Annotated in this window: 11 protein-coding genes and 2 pseudogenes; 7 read left to right on the top strand and 6 right to left on the bottom strand. The window is 38.4% G+C overall.

Annotation, left to right across the window (positions count from 1 at the left end):
• Positions 1-3: 3 nt before the first annotated feature.
• Positions 4-1083, bottom strand: a complete 1080-nt coding sequence (locus M3593_RS15390) for a GerAB/ArcD/ProY family transporter (RefSeq protein WP_251544654.1) — start codon at positions 1081-1083, stop codon at positions 4-6.
• Positions 1084-1361: 278 nt separating this feature from the next.
• On the opposite strand from M3593_RS15390, the gene M3593_RS15385 reads away from it, so the two are divergent.
• The 3 genes and pseudogenes from M3593_RS15385 to M3593_RS15375 form a co-directional block, all read left to right on the top strand.
• Entirely contained in the window at positions 1362-1931 is a 570-nt protein-coding gene (locus M3593_RS15385; protein WP_251544655.1) for a recombinase family protein, read from the top strand.
• A 1-nt stretch (position 1932) separates the two neighbouring features.
• Positions 1933-2229 carry a DUF4158 domain-containing protein gene (locus M3593_RS15380; RefSeq protein ID WP_251544656.1) on the top strand — a complete coding sequence of 99 codons (297 nt, stop codon included), beginning with the start codon at positions 1933-1935 and terminating at the stop codon, positions 2227-2229.
• Positions 2230-2288: 59 nt separating this feature from the next.
• A pseudogene (locus M3593_RS15375) lies at positions 2289-2483 on the top strand (DUF4158 domain-containing protein); the annotation flags it as partial.
• 123 nt (positions 2484-2606) lie between these two features.
• Here the strand turns inward: M3593_RS15375 and M3593_RS15370 are convergent.
• From M3593_RS15370 to M3593_RS15355, 4 genes are read right to left on the bottom strand one after another with little or no spacing between them, the layout of a single operon-like run.
• Positions 2607-3197 carry a hypothetical protein gene (locus tag M3593_RS15370; RefSeq protein WP_251544657.1) on the bottom strand — a complete coding sequence of 197 codons (591 nt, stop codon included), beginning with the start codon at positions 3195-3197 and terminating at the stop codon, positions 2607-2609.
• Positions 3178-4830 carry a site-specific integrase gene (locus M3593_RS15365; protein ID WP_251544658.1) on the bottom strand — a complete coding sequence of 551 codons (1653 nt, stop codon included), beginning with the start codon at positions 4828-4830 and terminating at the stop codon, positions 3178-3180. The genes M3593_RS15370 and M3593_RS15365 overlap by 20 nt, the downstream gene beginning before the upstream one ends.
• Before the next feature lie 13 nt (positions 4831-4843).
• The gene (locus M3593_RS15360; protein ID WP_251544659.1) at positions 4844-7888 is read right to left on the bottom strand and encodes a helix-turn-helix domain-containing protein; all 3045 of its coding nucleotides are present in this window, start codon (positions 7886-7888) and stop codon (positions 4844-4846) included.
• 31 nt (positions 7889-7919) lie between these two features.
• Positions 7920-9179, bottom strand: a complete 1260-nt coding sequence (locus tag M3593_RS15355; RefSeq protein ID WP_251544660.1) for a site-specific integrase — start codon at positions 9177-9179, stop codon at positions 7920-7922.
• 175 nt (positions 9180-9354) lie between these two features.
• Here M3593_RS15355 and M3593_RS15350 point away from each other — a divergent pair.
• The 4 genes and pseudogenes from M3593_RS15350 to M3593_RS15335 all read left to right on the top strand — a co-directional run.
• A pseudogene (locus M3593_RS15350) lies at positions 9355-10524 on the top strand (DNA topoisomerase); the annotation flags it as partial.
• Positions 10525-10715: 191 nt separating this feature from the next.
• On the top strand, positions 10716-11984 hold the full coding sequence (locus M3593_RS15345; RefSeq protein WP_251544661.1) for an MDR family MFS transporter: 1269 nt from the start codon (positions 10716-10718) through the stop codon (positions 11982-11984).
• 186 nt (positions 11985-12170) lie between these two features.
• Complete coding sequence (locus tag M3593_RS15340) at positions 12171-13403, top strand: aminopeptidase (protein ID WP_251544662.1); 1233 nt, start codon at positions 12171-12173, stop codon at positions 13401-13403.
• A gap of 1061 nt (positions 13404-14464) precedes the next feature.
• A complete protein-coding gene (locus tag M3593_RS15335; protein WP_144475219.1) occupies positions 14465-14737 on the top strand; it encodes an acylphosphatase in 273 nt (90 codons plus the stop codon).
• Between the two features lie 31 nt (positions 14738-14768).
• On the opposite strand, the gene M3593_RS15330 is transcribed toward M3593_RS15335, so the two are convergent.
• Entirely contained in the window at positions 14769-16046 is a 1278-nt protein-coding gene (locus tag M3593_RS15330; protein ID WP_251544663.1) for a hypothetical protein, read from the bottom strand.
• Between the last annotated feature and the right edge of the window lies 1 nt (position 16047).

Genomic DNA, 16047 nt, shown 5'->3' with positions numbered 1-16047 from the left:
GGATTAACTCCCCTTTACGCCTTTTAGAAAAGCTAAAAACCCTATGCATAAAGAAAAAAGAAGTAAAAATAGAAAAGATAAATAAAAATATACATTTTGCAAAAATCGAACAAATTGCATATCGCTAATTGGCAGAATGACAGCTAACAATGTAATTAGTGAGCTAAACCCTATTAATAGATGTCTACTCTTATCTTTCTCAAAGGGGAATAGTTGCCCCATTATAAATAAACCTAAACTTATTCTTATAAATCCACCCGATAGCCATTGATAAATGGAAAAGAAATCTACGTGTTCAATATACTGCCCAACTTTTAATAGCCGCCATTCTTCGTATGCAGGGTACCGTTGATTAGCAGCCTCTTCAGGACCAAAAATAGCAATGGAACCTAATAAAGGACCAAGTGTTAATCCTATTAAGATAATTCCAAGAAAAAGGATACTCCGAACTTTGATATCAGGTTTTAATTTATGTTGTAAGAAGAGTATAAGTGCAACCTCCAAAAATGAACCTGAACTATAAATTATGCCTTTCAAAACAGGATTCCAATCATTTTCTAATATAGGGAATATTTGAGCATAATCTTTGTATGGAATATTGAGGCTCATGACAAAAAAACCTAAACCAACAACAAATACAAGTAAAAAACCTGAAATAAGCGATAGTGTAGTAAAGCTAGATGTCGCAGCAAAAAAACAAATGATTAGAAAAACTAATGCTAGGATGGGAGCTGGGCTTAGAGGGAAATAGGATGTAACTGTCCAAACAATCATATCCTTTAAGGTAACTCCAATTAATATAAGGATAAAAACATATGCACACGAAGAAAGACCCCAAGCAACAATTTTACCAAATCGCTCCTTCAACCAAGTAAATAAATGGGTAGAGTCTAATTTTTTTATAATTGATTGAAGAAAAACTAGCCACCCCAAAAATAATACTCCTGAAATTAGTACAGATATCCAAGAATCCCTCTTGGCTGCGCTTAGTAACATAGGTATCACCATTACATGGTTCATTAATCCTATACTCATCATAAAAAGAACAAATATAGTTGAAAACTTTGCTTTATTTTGATCCATTTTCAACCCTCTTACCCCAATTTTTATTTTAAATATCTAACATGAATTTCCTTTTTGTTACACCATTCAATATAATTACCTATTCTTCAATTTTTTACCCAACTAAATAAAATAATTCTAAAAACGACCGTTTTTGGTTATGAAAAAGCGATTCTTAAAAAAAGACATAAAAACATAAAAATACATGACCGAAAATATAACCAAAATCAAATTACTAATACATATGTCCAACACCCCTTTTTGGTATAATGAAGGTAGTATGTAAGGGGGAATTAGTATTGAAATTTGGATACGCACGGGTAAGTACGCAAGATCAGTCATTAACATTACAACTTGATGCATTGAAACATTATGATGTGGATCAGATTTTCGAAGAAAAAGAATCGGGAAAAAAGAAAAATCGCCATCAGTTAGATGAGCTTCTAAAAATCCTCCGTAAAGGTGACACAGTGGTTGTCTATAAATTAGATCGTATTAGTCGGAGTACCAAACATTTAATTGAACTCATGGAACAGTTTGAAGAAAAAGGAATTCATTTCGTTTCTATTCAAGATAAAATTGACACAACGACAGCTATGGGACGATTCTTTTTCAGGATGTTGGCTAGCATAGCAGAATTAGAAAGGGACATTATTAGTGAGAGAACAAAAGATGGCTTGGTGGCAGCTAGAGCTAGGGGAAGAAATGGAGGTAGACCGAAGGTTGGATCAAAAAAAATCCTGCTTGCTTTAAAGATGTATGAAAGTAAAGACTACTCCTTATCACAAATTAAAGATGCTACAGGAATAGGAGCAACAACTTTATATCGTTACTTAGGAAAGAAAGAAATATCTAACGAGGAGCTATAACATGAGAGGAAAAGAATTGTTGACCTCTGATCAACGAAATATGTTTATGTCCATTCCTGACGATATGAGTGATCATGACATAGAAATGTACTATACCTTTAACTCAGAAGATCTTGAATTTATTAATAAGCACCGAAGAGACCATAATCGTATAGGGATTGCCTTACAGCTCGCTGTCCTCCGTTATCCTGGGTGGACTTTATTTCAGATTAAAGATATTCCTAACAAAATACTCGATTTTGTCGCGAAGCAAATTAATGTCTCCCCTCAAGATTATAACCAGTATGCAAAAAGGTAGCAACTCGCAATGAGCACTTAGAGGAACTTCGGCAACATTATGGTTACCAAAGTTTATCTTTTAGTATATGTGGAATAATTGCACAATATACTAAAAGATGCTCACTTGTGGACGGAAATACAGATTACTTGATTCGCTCAACAATTGAAAAATTAAGAAGACAAAAAGTAATTTTGCCAGCCATGACAACAATAGAAAGAATCGTGTGGGGGGCACGTCAACACGTAGCAAAGTTCGATATTCTCTCCACATAAATAGCATGTATGAATTTAAGATAAGGCTAATCCAAGCATGCTATACATCTATAGTTTTGTTTAGGTAAGATACAAATTTTGAATCAGAAAAGTGTTAATGAAATACATTGATTTATCCCTCTTTTAGTCATCAAATAATGTTGCAAAACTACTTTTAAAATCCAGGCTAAGACTCTGCTGTTTGTTCTGTTCATTTATGGAAATCACATTATCTCGTATTCCTTTTTCTCGCCTAACACTTGGATTAGAACTAGCAATTACAAGACTTTCATAATGTTTAATAATGGCTTGCTGTTCCTTTATTTCTTTTTCCTTTTGTTTGATGATCTCCTCTAAGTTTTCTTTATCATTTACTTTTTTATTTAGCTTTAGGTTTTGTTCATAAAGAGACTGAATGACTTCGTTTAAATGAAACAGAGCATCCCTTAATCCTTTTTTATTTTTCTCAAACCTAGTAATATATTCATCTATATTTGGAAGGGGGAGAGAATGATTTGTTGTTTCTAAGGATTGACTAATGGTAGGTTGATTCAATCTATTAATTACATGAGCCATTCTCCGTGACCAAACATGGCGTTTGATTTTGGTGGCCTTCTCTAATTGTAGGTAAGTTACTCTCCCAGGATTATCTTGAACATATTTCTCAAGAATCGATTTAAGTTCGGCATCTGTAAATATATTAGGACGACCTTTTTTATTTTTTTTTGTTGCCATCTTGATTCACCTCAAATCTTTTTGGGATTAGCGAGTCTACCATAGCTTTTTGTTCCATCATCCTATTAAGTTCATTTGCGGTAGAAGATAGTTCTTCCTGATCAATTGTCGAATAATAGTTTGTATCTAGATTAAATTTCATATTTTGATTAATATGTTCTAATAGCTTAATTTGATCACTGATACGACGGTCTAATAAGTCTGAACAATCTGTTAACCAACGAGTTCCATCTGTGTAATTTTCCTTTGGATAGAAATGATAGAAATCACAAAATCGACAATCCCCAGTACAGTTATTTGGGAAATCTGAATCTGTGCAATATCCATATTCAACAGGTCTTAGTGTATCAAAGTCACTAAGCTCATAAATGCGATGTTTATCGAGTTTGCTTTTAACAGTAAATATACCGTCTGACATCGATTTATTTAATCGGTCTAATCGATTATTCTCGGACAAAACATATACCCATGACTCTGCAAAATATTCAATATGTCCCCAGTAATTTTGTTGAGTTCTTAATCGTCTATGTCCACCCATTTTAGCAATGGATAGCATGTTAAACCCCTGTAGCATCATGTTGCAAAAGGCAAAATGTCTTGTGTCACCAGGAGATACTTGTTCTACTTCTGAATAGTCATATTTACCTTGAACAATTTTTTTATAAAAATCATCCAATAAAGTTTGGAACTGGGACAATAATAAAACATTACGATCCCTCTTATAGGTATCTCTTTTTAAATCTAAATACTTATAATAGGTTTCATACGACATCAAATAGTTTGGCTTATAATCATTTGGTAGCATGTCTTGGTATGTTTTTACTAATTCATATATTGTTTGGTTAATTTGAAGCGTGTTTTCAATATCGATATCACTATAACTTTCGTATTTGCGTTTCTCCCTTGGGACTGTGATCCAATATGAATTGTCTTGTTTTTTTGTTATACAATTTTTCTTTAAAAGAAGAAACTCACTGGGACGTAAAGGAATAATTGTAGTAATTTTCCACCACAATAAGACTGGATAGTATTTTGCATGCTCATGTTCATTACAAGTGTTTTCAAAGTCAGTTATCACATCATCAAATAATAAAATATATTCATATTTAGGAAGTTTTCTATTTCTTTGCACATATTGATATAATGGGGTACATTTTTCAATAAACTCAGCTGCATTTGTGTGATTGATAAAATGCAGAAACCTGACAGTATACAGAGCAATATTATTCCGTTTACTATACCCAAATTGATTAATGTATTCTTCCAACTCCGGTAAAGCCTCTAAGCTAAATCCTTTGCTAATAAATATTGCTTCTTTTATTGAGGCAACAACAGTTTGTGTATGATGGATTGTAAATTCGGATGAAATTTGAAGTAGAGCAAAGCACTTCAGAGCAATATTTAATTCGCGAAATAGTTCAAGTTCGAACTTCAAAGATCTTGTGTTTCTAAAACGGTCATAAAGTGTCCAAATAGTATCGTCAAAACTATCAGCTTCTAGATAACCTTTTAATCTATATTCCATAAAAATATTATAGTAATGAGAGATATTTGTTTTATCAAAGCTATGATTTTCCATGATATTAATATTCATTGATTTCCCTAAATCTTTTATTCTTTTTTGTGAGATCACAAGTCCACAACCTTTATACTTTAGTTTCTGATACCTTAGATGTAACAGATAAATTATCTTGAATATCAATTAAAGAACTCTTTAAATCCCGTAAGTCAATAAATGTTCCAATATACTCTTTACCTAACTCAACGGCTGCTTGATCTAAAATAAATAAAACCTTAAATAACAGAGATGAATCTCTTTTTCGTATTGCCTCAAATTTCGTTGATTTAATTGATTCAATCAGTCTCTTTAATTCCTCACCTATTGAAAATAATAGGTAGTCTTTTGGTATAATATATTCGCAATTTAAACAGGAGGTAGCCGTTTTATTACTACATTTAGGAAATATAAAGCATTGAGCATGTTTCATTTTAGCAGGCATTTCTCCGTGGAAAATCTTCTTTAATTTAATTTCTAATTCTTTTTTTGACATCATTGCTAAGCGCAATGGTAACGAATTCTCATTATTTTGTTCCTTTAGTAAGAAAGACGATAGACCTTCCAATTGAATAGGTGCATAGCTGTCACGGTATAACTGTATCATCTTTGTTCGTTCTTCTAGTGTCTGTGGACTCTGCTCCGTATATAAGTTAATCATACTATTATACAACCAACCAAAATGGCCGCGATTAAACAGGTTAAGAGAAACTTTATCTAGAGGCCCATCTTCATTGGTAAATTGTATATAAACAGTTGTTGAGTCTTGATCTTTATGAAATCGCATCGTTCGTGTTAATTCGTATGAAATATCAGCATCTTTTCCTGATTCATTAATGTGATGAAAATAATAGGTTAGTAGAGTTCTGTTCATTTTTAAACTTTTAAAATCCGACAAATCTTTCTTGTGCTTAAAAAACTTTTTGTTAATGAAATTGTGCCTGATGGATTCTAGTAATAAGATATCTTTCCATTTTCTACGGTGCAATTCAACAATTACTACGGCAGTTGCAAATGGAACGACAAGATCGTTATGACACAAAAACTGTCCAAGTGCACCCGTTTTGGAAATCTGCAATTTTCCTACTTTTAAATAGACCTGATTCACAATTAATTGGGCTTGTTCTTGCGAAAGTCTTTCTTTTTCAAAGTAACTAAGCGAGTTGACTTTGATATCATCTAGATCAATGGAAGGAAGCCCGTGAATAATATCTGATTTACGCCAGGCATTAATCATATGCATTAAAACAAATAACCACGTTTGAGCAATTGTTTTAGTTTTTATTGCTTCTGAGACATGAACCTCAATATTTTTTACATAATTGTAGTAGTCCATAAACTTTTCAAAGCTATATATACTTTTGTCTTTGGGATCCTTGTTTGCCATATTATAATTATTTTTAAAATTACAATTTACACGTTTTGCACAATATTGAAGAAAAGAAACAAAGTATTGTTTAACATAGTCAGGAGTGCTTTTTGATTGCAGTATTCCTTCAATTTCTCTGTCTGTAAGAAGATATACTTCTCTAGGAATAATCGATATTATAGCATCAATTGTATTTGCGTAATAAACCACTTTCTTGTTTAGTGTGTCTCCATTTGCTTTACTATTAGATAGCGTGTGATTAACAAACTCCATATACAAATCAAATGAATTTTGGAGTGTGTTTGGTATTTCCAAGTTCAATGATTTGTATTTAAACTTATTGATCGCATCGAGAGTGGTGAACTGACCTTTTGTTTCAGGTGTAAACTGCTGATACAGTGAGGTTTCATAATTAGCAATATCTGCTTCTGGTATAACCCAACTTCCTGTTGCCATTTTATAAGCTCTTGGGAATCGATTATTTAATATAAGCTGTTTAGTATAGCCCTCGCTAAATTTTAACCTTTCAGCAACTTCACTAATGGTTAAATAGCCAGGAGGTATTGATAAGGCTAACTCAAAACTTTCAATATCTGTTTCCGGGATAAAATAGCCCTCTCTTCGTGCCCTTAAGATAGCATTCGGGAATTTATTTACTTTTATATATTTTCTTATAGTATCTGGATGACATGCCAATCTTTCAGCAGCTTCTTTGATTGTTATATGTCCAGGTAACTTATTTGGCCTTTGCATTTCAAGTAATTGAATATCTGTTTCTAATATTAAGTATTCATTTTTATGACCGCGAATATAGTTAGGAAAGTTTCCTTTTCTGATATGTTCCCTAACTGACTCCTCATGACAGCTGAGTTTCTGCGCAGCTTGAGACACAGTTAAGAAGCCATCAGGTATCACAAGAGATTTTTCATATGCTGAGATATCTGATTCTAAAATTAAATAACCTTCAGTTTGGTTTCTGAAAATAGTGTTTGGAAATTTGTTAACTTTAATATAATCTCTAAGGGTAGCTATACTAATACCTAATATTTTTGCTGCTTCTTTTAATGGTATGTATCCTTCTGGTAACGCCAAATTTCGCTTCAAATTATCAATATCCAATTCGGGAATGAGATAACCTAGACCTGCCCCTCTTAAAACAGAATTAGGGAGTTTATTTGTTCTAATGTATGTTAAAATATGACTTTCACTCCACAACATTCGTTTAGCAGCTTCTTTAGTTGTTATATATCCTTTTGGTATGCTTAAATCTTGTTGAAGGTTAAGTATATCCTTTTCAAGAATCCAATATTTCCGCCCAACTTTGTGATTAGAAAGTTTGTTATCATTTATATAACGAAGAATAGTATTAGTGTTTAATGATACCATATTAGCAGCGTGTTCTAAGGAGACATAACCGTCTGGTTTAAGGGCTTGTTCGAAATCTTCTACATCAGACTTTGGAATTAATCTGCCTCGACCGTGTTTTTTTTCAATTGTATTAGGGAATTTTCCTTGTTTGATATAAATTCTTATGTTGGAATCAGAACATGACAATCTTGATGCAACTTCTGGAATTGTTAAGTAACCTTCGGGAGTAGTTGTAAGCTCATCTTTGAGCGTATCAATGTCTGATTCTGGTATGAGATAGGAACGACTATTTTCTTTTTGAAACGCATTAGGAAGTTTGTTTTTTTTTATATAGCTTCTAATTGTACTTTTGTTGCAAGAGAGTATTTTAGCTGCTTCCTCAACATTTAAATAGGACATTATTTGGCACATCCTTTTAAAGTCTATGATTTTAACTTTGGCTAGACTCTGGTTTTGTAAGGTCTGGACTGTTTGATCCATATAAAGTATCTAAACGGTTTTCTAGTTTTTCTTTCATTCTTGTTGTATTCGCAAAGTAGGGCATAACGGATTCAAAGCTACTGTCTCCACGAGGAAATGAAACTTCATAAAGATTTTTCGCTTCTTCAGCTAAAAGATTACTAAAAACACCTCTTCCTAAGTGCGTTGACCACTTGAAACTTGCTAAGGTCAGTGAGGCCATTTTATCATCAGCATTATTTGAGCTTCTTAAGTATGAAAGAAACTCTTCCTTTAATTTATTAAAATAATATCTGTAACTTTGTCCAGTTAAAGCGTAGCCATGTTTATTTATAAAAAGTGGATCGGAACCACTTTTAGCAGGATATATTTCAAGATGAGTTTTATAAAAAACCTTTGCCCAATTTTTGTATCCTAATACCAACTGATACCTAGGCTTTTTAACATAATTTGATCCAGATGTATTACTAAGATCGGTTCTTAGGGTCCGACTTTCAATGTTAAGAACTAATCCATTTTCACCATAGGACCCAAGAGTACTTACATCCATTAGACGTAAGTTTACAATTTCACCTACCCTTAATCCCCCAAAAAATTGCATATACACCCCTAATGCAATTACACTTTTGGTTTGAAAGGCCATTTCTAAGAAATATAGAATATATTCATCTGGTAGGGTATGTAAAATATTATTCTTTTTATCACCTAGGTAATTAACTTCATGGAAAGGGGAGACATAGTAAGTTTCGTATTTATTGTATGGTTTAGTTTTTTTCTCGAATGTATCCATTTCAATAGTGATAAAATTTCTTTTTGCTAAATAAATATAGAACTCTGTAAGGGTTCTTTCTATTTTTTTTACTGTACTACGAGGAACCTGATTATAAGTTAGCTCATTTAAAAAATCACTACCATGTTCTAAGTTTAAGTCGGTTAAAGAAGAAAGATTGTAATAGGTCTTATTTTCAATAAGGAAATTAAGGAATTTAACAAGGTTATAGGCATGAGATTTCATTGTATTAAAAGCACTATACTTCCACTTATAAAATATAAAGTCTGTTAAAGGATGAATCATGGACTTATTGTTTCGTCTATTTTTTATTGCAATAACTGCAAATTCTTTTTCATCCGGGCTCCCGTCTTTGCTTTTAGCAATTTGTGACCAAACTGAACGAACAATAAATTTGATGTATCCACTTTGGTCAAAGTCAACTACATTTTTATTTTCCATAAGAATCCTTTCTTGTATTAAAAAATAGGAAACTGGTAATCTTCCTAACAACCATATCACTTAATAGATTAATGCACAATAAAACCAATTGATTTTTTTGATAAAACATTAATAAAATAAGGATTATCGACTATTAATGCACAGAAATTATTTATGTACATTTTTTTATAGATACCGGACAGACTCGCGCTATTTGACGACCGATATGGAAGCCACGATGCTCGACCGCCTTCAGGGAATCATGTCAGGTTATCGGGATGAAGCGAAACCGGCAGTCGCTCAAAAAGGCAAAGTCGAGGCACGCCGGGTCTTCAATAATGGAAAAGTTACCGACCACCATGCCATCATCCCGACAGAGGAACGGCTTCATCTGGCAGATTTGTCACCTGATGAGCGGAAGCTGTACGACTTGATTGTCCGCCGGTTCCTGGCTTTATTTTATCCAGCTTACCAATACGAGGTTGTCCATGCCAGCTTCGAGGTCGAGGGAGAAACATTATCTGCCCGCGAAACGAACATCCTTGAGACCGGCTTTAAAAAGGTACTTGGAAAAGATGAGGATGACGCCGCTACTCAATCTCTTGGCCATCTGGAAAAAGGTAAAAGCTACAATGTCGGCCAGGTGACTGTGAACAAAAAGAAGACTGAGCCGCCTTTGCGTTTGTCTGAATCAGATATTCTTTCAAAGATGGAGAAATTCGGCCTCGGTACGCCGGCAACAAGGGCAGAAATCATCGAACGCCTGATTTCATCAGAGGTAGTCGAGCGCCAGAACGGCCGCCTCTTCTCAACGCGGAAAGGGAAACAGCTTCTTGATCTTGTCAACGAGGAACTGACCTCCCCTGAACTCACCGCGAAATGGGAGAAAGAACTGGAGGAGATTGCCCGCGGCAAAGGCGATCCAAAGGCATTCAAAAAACGGATACGTGAACAAACCTCCCTCCTTGTTTCCGAGATCAAGAAAAGCGACAAAACCTATCGTGCCCATAACCTGACTGGCTCAAAATGCCCTGAATGCGGAGAATTCATGAAGGAACGCAAGACAAAAGAAGGACGCATCCTTGTCTGCTCAAGCCCTGAATGCAGCTTCCGCAAGCATAAGGACCCTAAGCTGTCCCAGCGCCGCTGCCCGCAATGCCACAAGCGGATGGAAATCCATAACGGCAAGGCAGGCGCCTACTTCCAATGCCGACGCTGCAATGTCGTCGAAAAAGCTGAGGATAAGAAAAAAGGCGTAACGAAGCGCGAGGAACGCAAGCTGAAGGAAAAATACGCTCCATCCCAGGAAAACTTCGGCACAAGCCTTGGAGATCTGCTGAAAGCAGCACTTGAGGATAAGGAATAGTCTTAGAGCAGCACCCCAGACCATCATCTGGCGGTGCTGTTTTTATGGAAGCGAAGGGTGTGACTTGTAAAAAATTCCTTGGGAGTAGTATGATATTCGTTGGTTGTTATTAAAATCGAAAAGCGCAAGCTCCTCGAGGGCGAGGGGCTAAGAAAAGCTTATATTTTAAAAGGAAACTAAGGAGCAGCATCATGAGAATAAGAGATTGGGACCGGAACCTGAAGATTCGCCTGTTTGGTGAAGCGTTGATGAATATAACATTTTGGATGTTTTTCCCGTTTTTAACGATTTATTTTGCCGAAAGCTTTGGGAAGGACAAGGCTGGATTCCTGCTGATTTTTTCCCAGGTGTTCTCGGTGTTCGCCAATTTGCTTGGGGGCTATACGGCAGACAGATTCGGCCGCAAGAGGATGATGGTGATATCAGCATTCGGACAGGGCATCGCGTTCCTTATTTTTGCCTACGCGGTCTCACCGTGGTACACCTCACCCATGCTTGGTTTTATCTGTTTCGCGCTTGTCGGCGTATTTGGCTCCATCTACTGGCCGGCGAGCCAGGCGATGGTCGCCGACGTCGTCCCTGAAAAAGACCGCAGCAGTGTGTTCGCGATTTTTTATACACAAATCAATATTGCAGTCGTTGTCGGCCCGATATTGGGGGCGATTTTTTACGTGAAATACCGATTTGAATTGATGATTGCCGTGGCGATTATCTCGATCCTGCTTGCACTTGTCCTGGCAAAATGGACGCGTGAAACGGTGCCTGCTTCCGCGAAGCAGGCACGTACGGAAAATGGGAAATGGTATGATTTCCTCAAAGAACAAATTGCTGACTACAAGGTCATAATTCAGGACAAAGTTTTCCTCATGTTCATCATCGCCGGGATTTTAGCAGCACAGACTTTCATGCAGCTCGATTTGTTATTCCCTGTTTATACAAAAGAAATGGTGAATAATCAAACCGTTTTAGAATTTGGCAGCAAGGTGTTCACCGTGAATGGCGAGCAGGCCTTTGGCTTGATTCTTTCCGAGAACGGATTGCTTGTCGCTCTCTTCACCGTCGCTGTGACAAAGTGGGTGACGCGCTTCCCTGAACGGAATGTATTTGTGTTATCTTCATTTGTTTATGCCGTCTCCATCCTGATGTTCGGCGCGACACACTGGATCTGGGGGTTGATTTTAGCAATGGCGGTCTTCACACTGGCTGAGCTGATGACGGCCGGTTTGCAGCAAACCTTCATTTCGAATCTGGCACCCGAAAAAATGCGCGGCCAATATTTCGCAGCAGCTTCGTTGCGCTATACCATCGGCCGGACGATTGCACCAATCAGCATCCCGCTCACCGTGTGGATCGGTTATGGCTGGACCTTCACCATCCTGAGCATCCTCGCTGTTTTAAGCGCGGTGCTGTTCTGGGTGATGTTCCGAATGTATGAGAACAGGAAGGCAGCCGATGTTTAGGAAGTCTAATCTTCTGAAACAACCCATGCAGGGAACTTGGCCTGCATGGGTTGTTTTCATAGTCGGATATTAAAAAGCATCTTAGGCGAGCTCTCCCATTGTCTGCAAAAGTCGAATGTCTTAAGTTTCTTTTTTCCTATGAAATCGTTACAATATAAAAGAAGATTCAGAAAAGGGGCGAAATAAATGAGTGATTTCCAAACGAACTTAGAAAAATATGCGGACCTTGCTGTCAAGGTTGGCGTGAACATCCAGAAAGACCAGACGCTTGTAATCAATACGACGATTGACTCTGCTGAGTTTGTCCGTCTTGTTGTTAAAAAGGCATATGATGCAGGTGCTAAAAACGTTGTCGTGAACTGGAATGATGATGTTGTAAACAGGACAAAATACGATCTTGCGCCTGATGAAGCATTCAACGAATATCCTGAATGGCGCGCACGTGAAATGGAAGACCTGGCTGAAAATGGTGCAGCATTCATGTCGATCGTGTCTTCAAGTCCTGACCTGTTGAAAGGTGTTAAGTCCGAACGCATCGCAAACTTCCAGAAAGCTGCTGGAACAGCACTTTCAAAATACCGCAAATACATACAATCTGATAAAGTCAGCTGGACAGTTGTTGCTGCTCCTTCTGAAGGATGGGCAAAAATGGTGTTCCCTGAGGATCCTCCTGAAACTGCTGTCCAAAAGCTTTGGGAAGCAATTTTCAAGGCAGTCCGCGTAGATACTCCGGATCCAGTGGCTGCATGGAAACAGCACGACTCTTCCCTTCATGAAAAAGTTGACTACCTGAACAGCAAGCGTTACAAGAAGCTTCACTACAAAGCACCTGGGACAGATCTGACAGTCGAGCTTCCAGAAAAACATATCTGGGTTGGCGCCGGCAGTGTGAACGAGCAAGGTCACGAATTCATGGCCAACATGCCGACTGAAGAAGTCTTCTCTGTTCCATCAAAAACAGGCGTGAACGGTTATGTTTCTAGCACAAAGCCACTTAGCTACGGCGGAAACATCATTGACAACTTCAAGCTTACTTTTGAAAACGGAAAAATCGTCGGCGTCGAGGCAGAAGAAGGCGAAGAAATCCTCAAGCAGCTAGTCGCGACAGACGAAGGTTCACACTATCTTGGTGAAGTTGCCCTTGTACCATTCAACTCGCCAATCTCTCAATCAAATGTACTGTTCTTCAACACATTATTTGACGAGAACGCATCCAACCACTTCGCAATCGGAAGCGCTTATGCTTTCTGTGTAGAAGGCGGCAAGACGATGTCTTCCGAAGAACTGGCTGAAAACGGCCTGAACGAAAGCATCACCCACGTCGACTTCATGATCGGTTCTGATAAAATGGATATCGACGGCATCACAGCCGATGGTACAGCTGAACCAGTATTCCGCAATGGTGACTGGGCACTGTAAGATTGTGATTAATATTCAAGGTAACAGCCGGACATTTTGTTCGGCTGTTTTTTGTGAGGACTTTCTGGACTTCCGCTCTGCTTCGGACAGCTTTCCTGCTTTTCTCATCCAACCTGTTCGAACATGGGCCTGCTTCGGACAGCTTTTCCATTGTTGCCCTCTAACCTGTCCAAACATGGCTGCATTTCTGACAGCTTTTTCTCTTTCCTCTTTAAAGCTGTCAAAATCACGCGCTTTTTTTGACAGCTTGACCCCTTCTCCCATCAAACCTGTCAAAATCACGGGCTTTTTTTGACAGCTTTACACTTTCTCCCATCCAACCTGTCAAAATTCCGAGCTATTCTTGACAGCTTTTCCTCTATTCCTCTCAAACCTGTCAAAATCACGGGCCTTTCTTGACAGCTTTAACCCTTCTCCCATCAAACCTGTCAAGATTACGAGCTTTTCTTGACAGCTTTTCCTCTATTCCTCTCAAACCTGTCAAAATCACGGGCTTTTTTTGACAGCTTTACACTTTCTCCCATCAAACCTGTCAAGATTACGAGCTTTTCTTGACAGCTTTTCCTCTATTCCTCTCAAACCTGTCAAAATCACGGGCTTTTTTTGACAGCTTTACACTTTCTCCCATCCAACCTGTCAAGATTAGGAGCTTTTCTTGACAGCTTTACCTTTATTCCGCTCAAAGCTGTCAAAATCACGGGCTTTTCTTGACAGCTTTAACCCTTCTCCCATCAAACCTGTCAAGATTACGAGCTTTTCTTGACAGCTTTTCCTCTATTCCTCTCAAACCTGTCAATATCACGGGCTTTTTTTGACAGCTTTACCTTTATTCCCATCAAACCTGTCAAAATTACATGCTTTTCTTGACAGCTTTTCCCTCCTCCCAACAAACCTGTCAAAATCACGAGCTTAATATAGTTTTACAAAAGATCCTGCTAAAATTAAAACTTCCTTTTCCCTTATGCACCCTATATCACTGTGCTATAATGAAGTTATCAAGGAAACTTTACATATAATATTAGATATATTGTTAACCTAATTGTTTATCTGGGGGCGACGTCTTGATTCAATTACAGATTATTGTGTCAGGAGAGGTTCAGGGTGTTGGGTATCGGTACTATACACAAATGAAAGCTATTCAGTTTGGAATTACAGGCTGGGTAAGGAATCTTCGGGAAGGCGGCGTTGAGATTCTTGCTTCAGGTGCTAAAGTTGATCTCGAGAAGTTCATTGATGAGGTGCGAAGGGGCAATCCTTTTTCCACTGTTGACCACATAGAGGTGAACGAGATTGAAAATACCGAAACCTATAAATCTTTCGCAATAAAATATTAACAGGCAGAGGAATGATCCTCTGCCTTTTCTATTAGTCAAAATCGATGATTGATCCATCTGGTTCCTTTAGAATGGCTTCTCTCATCTTCTTCAGCTGTTCTTCCTCGCTCGGTTTCAATCCCAGCAGGTTAAGCAGGCCCAATGAATCGAGCAGGCCTTCCGTCAAGCTTTCAAGCTGATCTGTCAGGGTCTTATCTGTTGGACAAAGTTCATCCAGCATCTTGTTTTCCGCCAGGGCTTCGTCGATCAATTCCAGGCCCAGTTCTTTGGTAATTTCACCATTCGCAGCTTTAAGCTTTTCACAGGCAGATTTTGCGGTGGCGTCAACTGTCCCTTTCACTGGTTCTGTCACGGGATCAGTCACTTTTTTGACGGTGTCAGTCGTTTCTTTGACAACCTCTTTCACGGGCTCTGTTACTTTGCCCACCGTCTTATCCACAGGTGACACTACCTTGTCTACTGTATCTTTGACCGGTGTGGTTACCTTCTCAACAGTATCTTTCAGCGGATCGGTCGCCTCCTTGAGTGGGTCGGTCACCTTTCCAATTGTGTCATCCAGTGGGTCGGTCACCTTTCCAATCGTATCATCGAGAGGATCGGTCACTTTCCCAATCGCGTCATCGACTGGGTCGGTCACGTCATCAAGAAGCTCGTCGGCTGGATTTGTGATGGATCCGACCGCATCCTCACTTTCCTCCTCTCCCTCGCATGTAAGCGGAAGCTGGCCGCTGGTGATTTTTCCAATCTCCTTCTTCATCTGTTCGAATGGCATCGATCCAAGTTCCTGTAAAATTTGCAAGGTGCCTGGTTTCTGGACTCCGCCATTGCCGCTGACTGTCTGAAGCTGCAGCTGGTCGAGGCTGCTGTTTGCGGCTTTCATGGAATGGGCGACCATCGTCACTCCTTCGAGCGCAGCATTAGGTATGATTTTCGATGCGTGCAAGCATGCTCCCTGGAAAGAAATCGCACTGGCATCGACCTGCATCCCTTTAATATGGACAGGTCCGCTCGCTTTCATTGTGATGCTTACAGTTCCTCCTGGAGTCGCGAATTGTTTAGTCAGTCTCATGCCATAAATCTGTGCGGAATCGTAGGTGATCCGCAGCATCGGCTTTGCCTTCGAGCCGGACGTCTCGCCAGCCACAATCGTTGCCTTCATATTCTCTCCGACGACTCTGTCAGCCTGGATGATGAACCCGTCGCCGTCACTTCCAGCTGCATTCGCTTTTTCAATAAAAGGGAGAAAGGATAATGCTGCCAATTGAATGCACATTCCGATTAAAAACAACCGATGTTTGACAATCTTCATT

The organism is Mesobacillus sp. MER 48 (assembly GCF_023714225.1).
Taxonomy (GTDB): Bacteria; Bacillota; Bacilli; order Bacillales; family Cytobacillaceae; genus Mesobacillus; species Mesobacillus oceanisediminis_A.
This window is presented reverse-complemented; position numbering and strand designations above follow the sequence as displayed.

Bases quoted from the DNA above. Each gene is read 5' to 3' on its own strand.
- M3593_RS15390 (WP_251544654.1), bottom strand. From the start codon at position 1,083: ATGGATCAAAATAAAGCAAAGTTTTCAACTATATTTGTTCTTTTTATG.
- M3593_RS15380 (WP_251544656.1), top strand. From the start codon at position 1,933: ATGAGAGGAAAAGAATTGTTGACCTCTGATCAACGAAATATGTTTATG.
- M3593_RS15370 (WP_251544657.1), bottom strand. From the start codon at position 3,197: ATGGCAACAAAAAAAAATAAAAAAGGTCGTCCTAATATATTTACAGAT.
- M3593_RS15360 (WP_251544659.1), bottom strand. From the start codon at position 7,888: ATGTCCTATTTAAATGTTGAGGAAGCAGCTAAAATACTCTCTTGCAAC.
- M3593_RS15355 (WP_251544660.1), bottom strand. From the start codon at position 9,179: ATGGAAAATAAAAATGTAGTTGACTTTGACCAAAGTGGATACATCAAA.
- M3593_RS15345 (WP_251544661.1), top strand. From the start codon at position 10,716: ATGAGAATAAGAGATTGGGACCGGAACCTGAAGATTCGCCTGTTTGGT.
- M3593_RS15340 (WP_251544662.1), top strand. From the start codon at position 12,171: ATGAGTGATTTCCAAACGAACTTAGAAAAATATGCGGACCTTGCTGTC.
- M3593_RS15330 (WP_251544663.1), bottom strand. From the start codon at position 16,046: ATGAAGATTGTCAAACATCGGTTGTTTTTAATCGGAATGTGCATTCAA.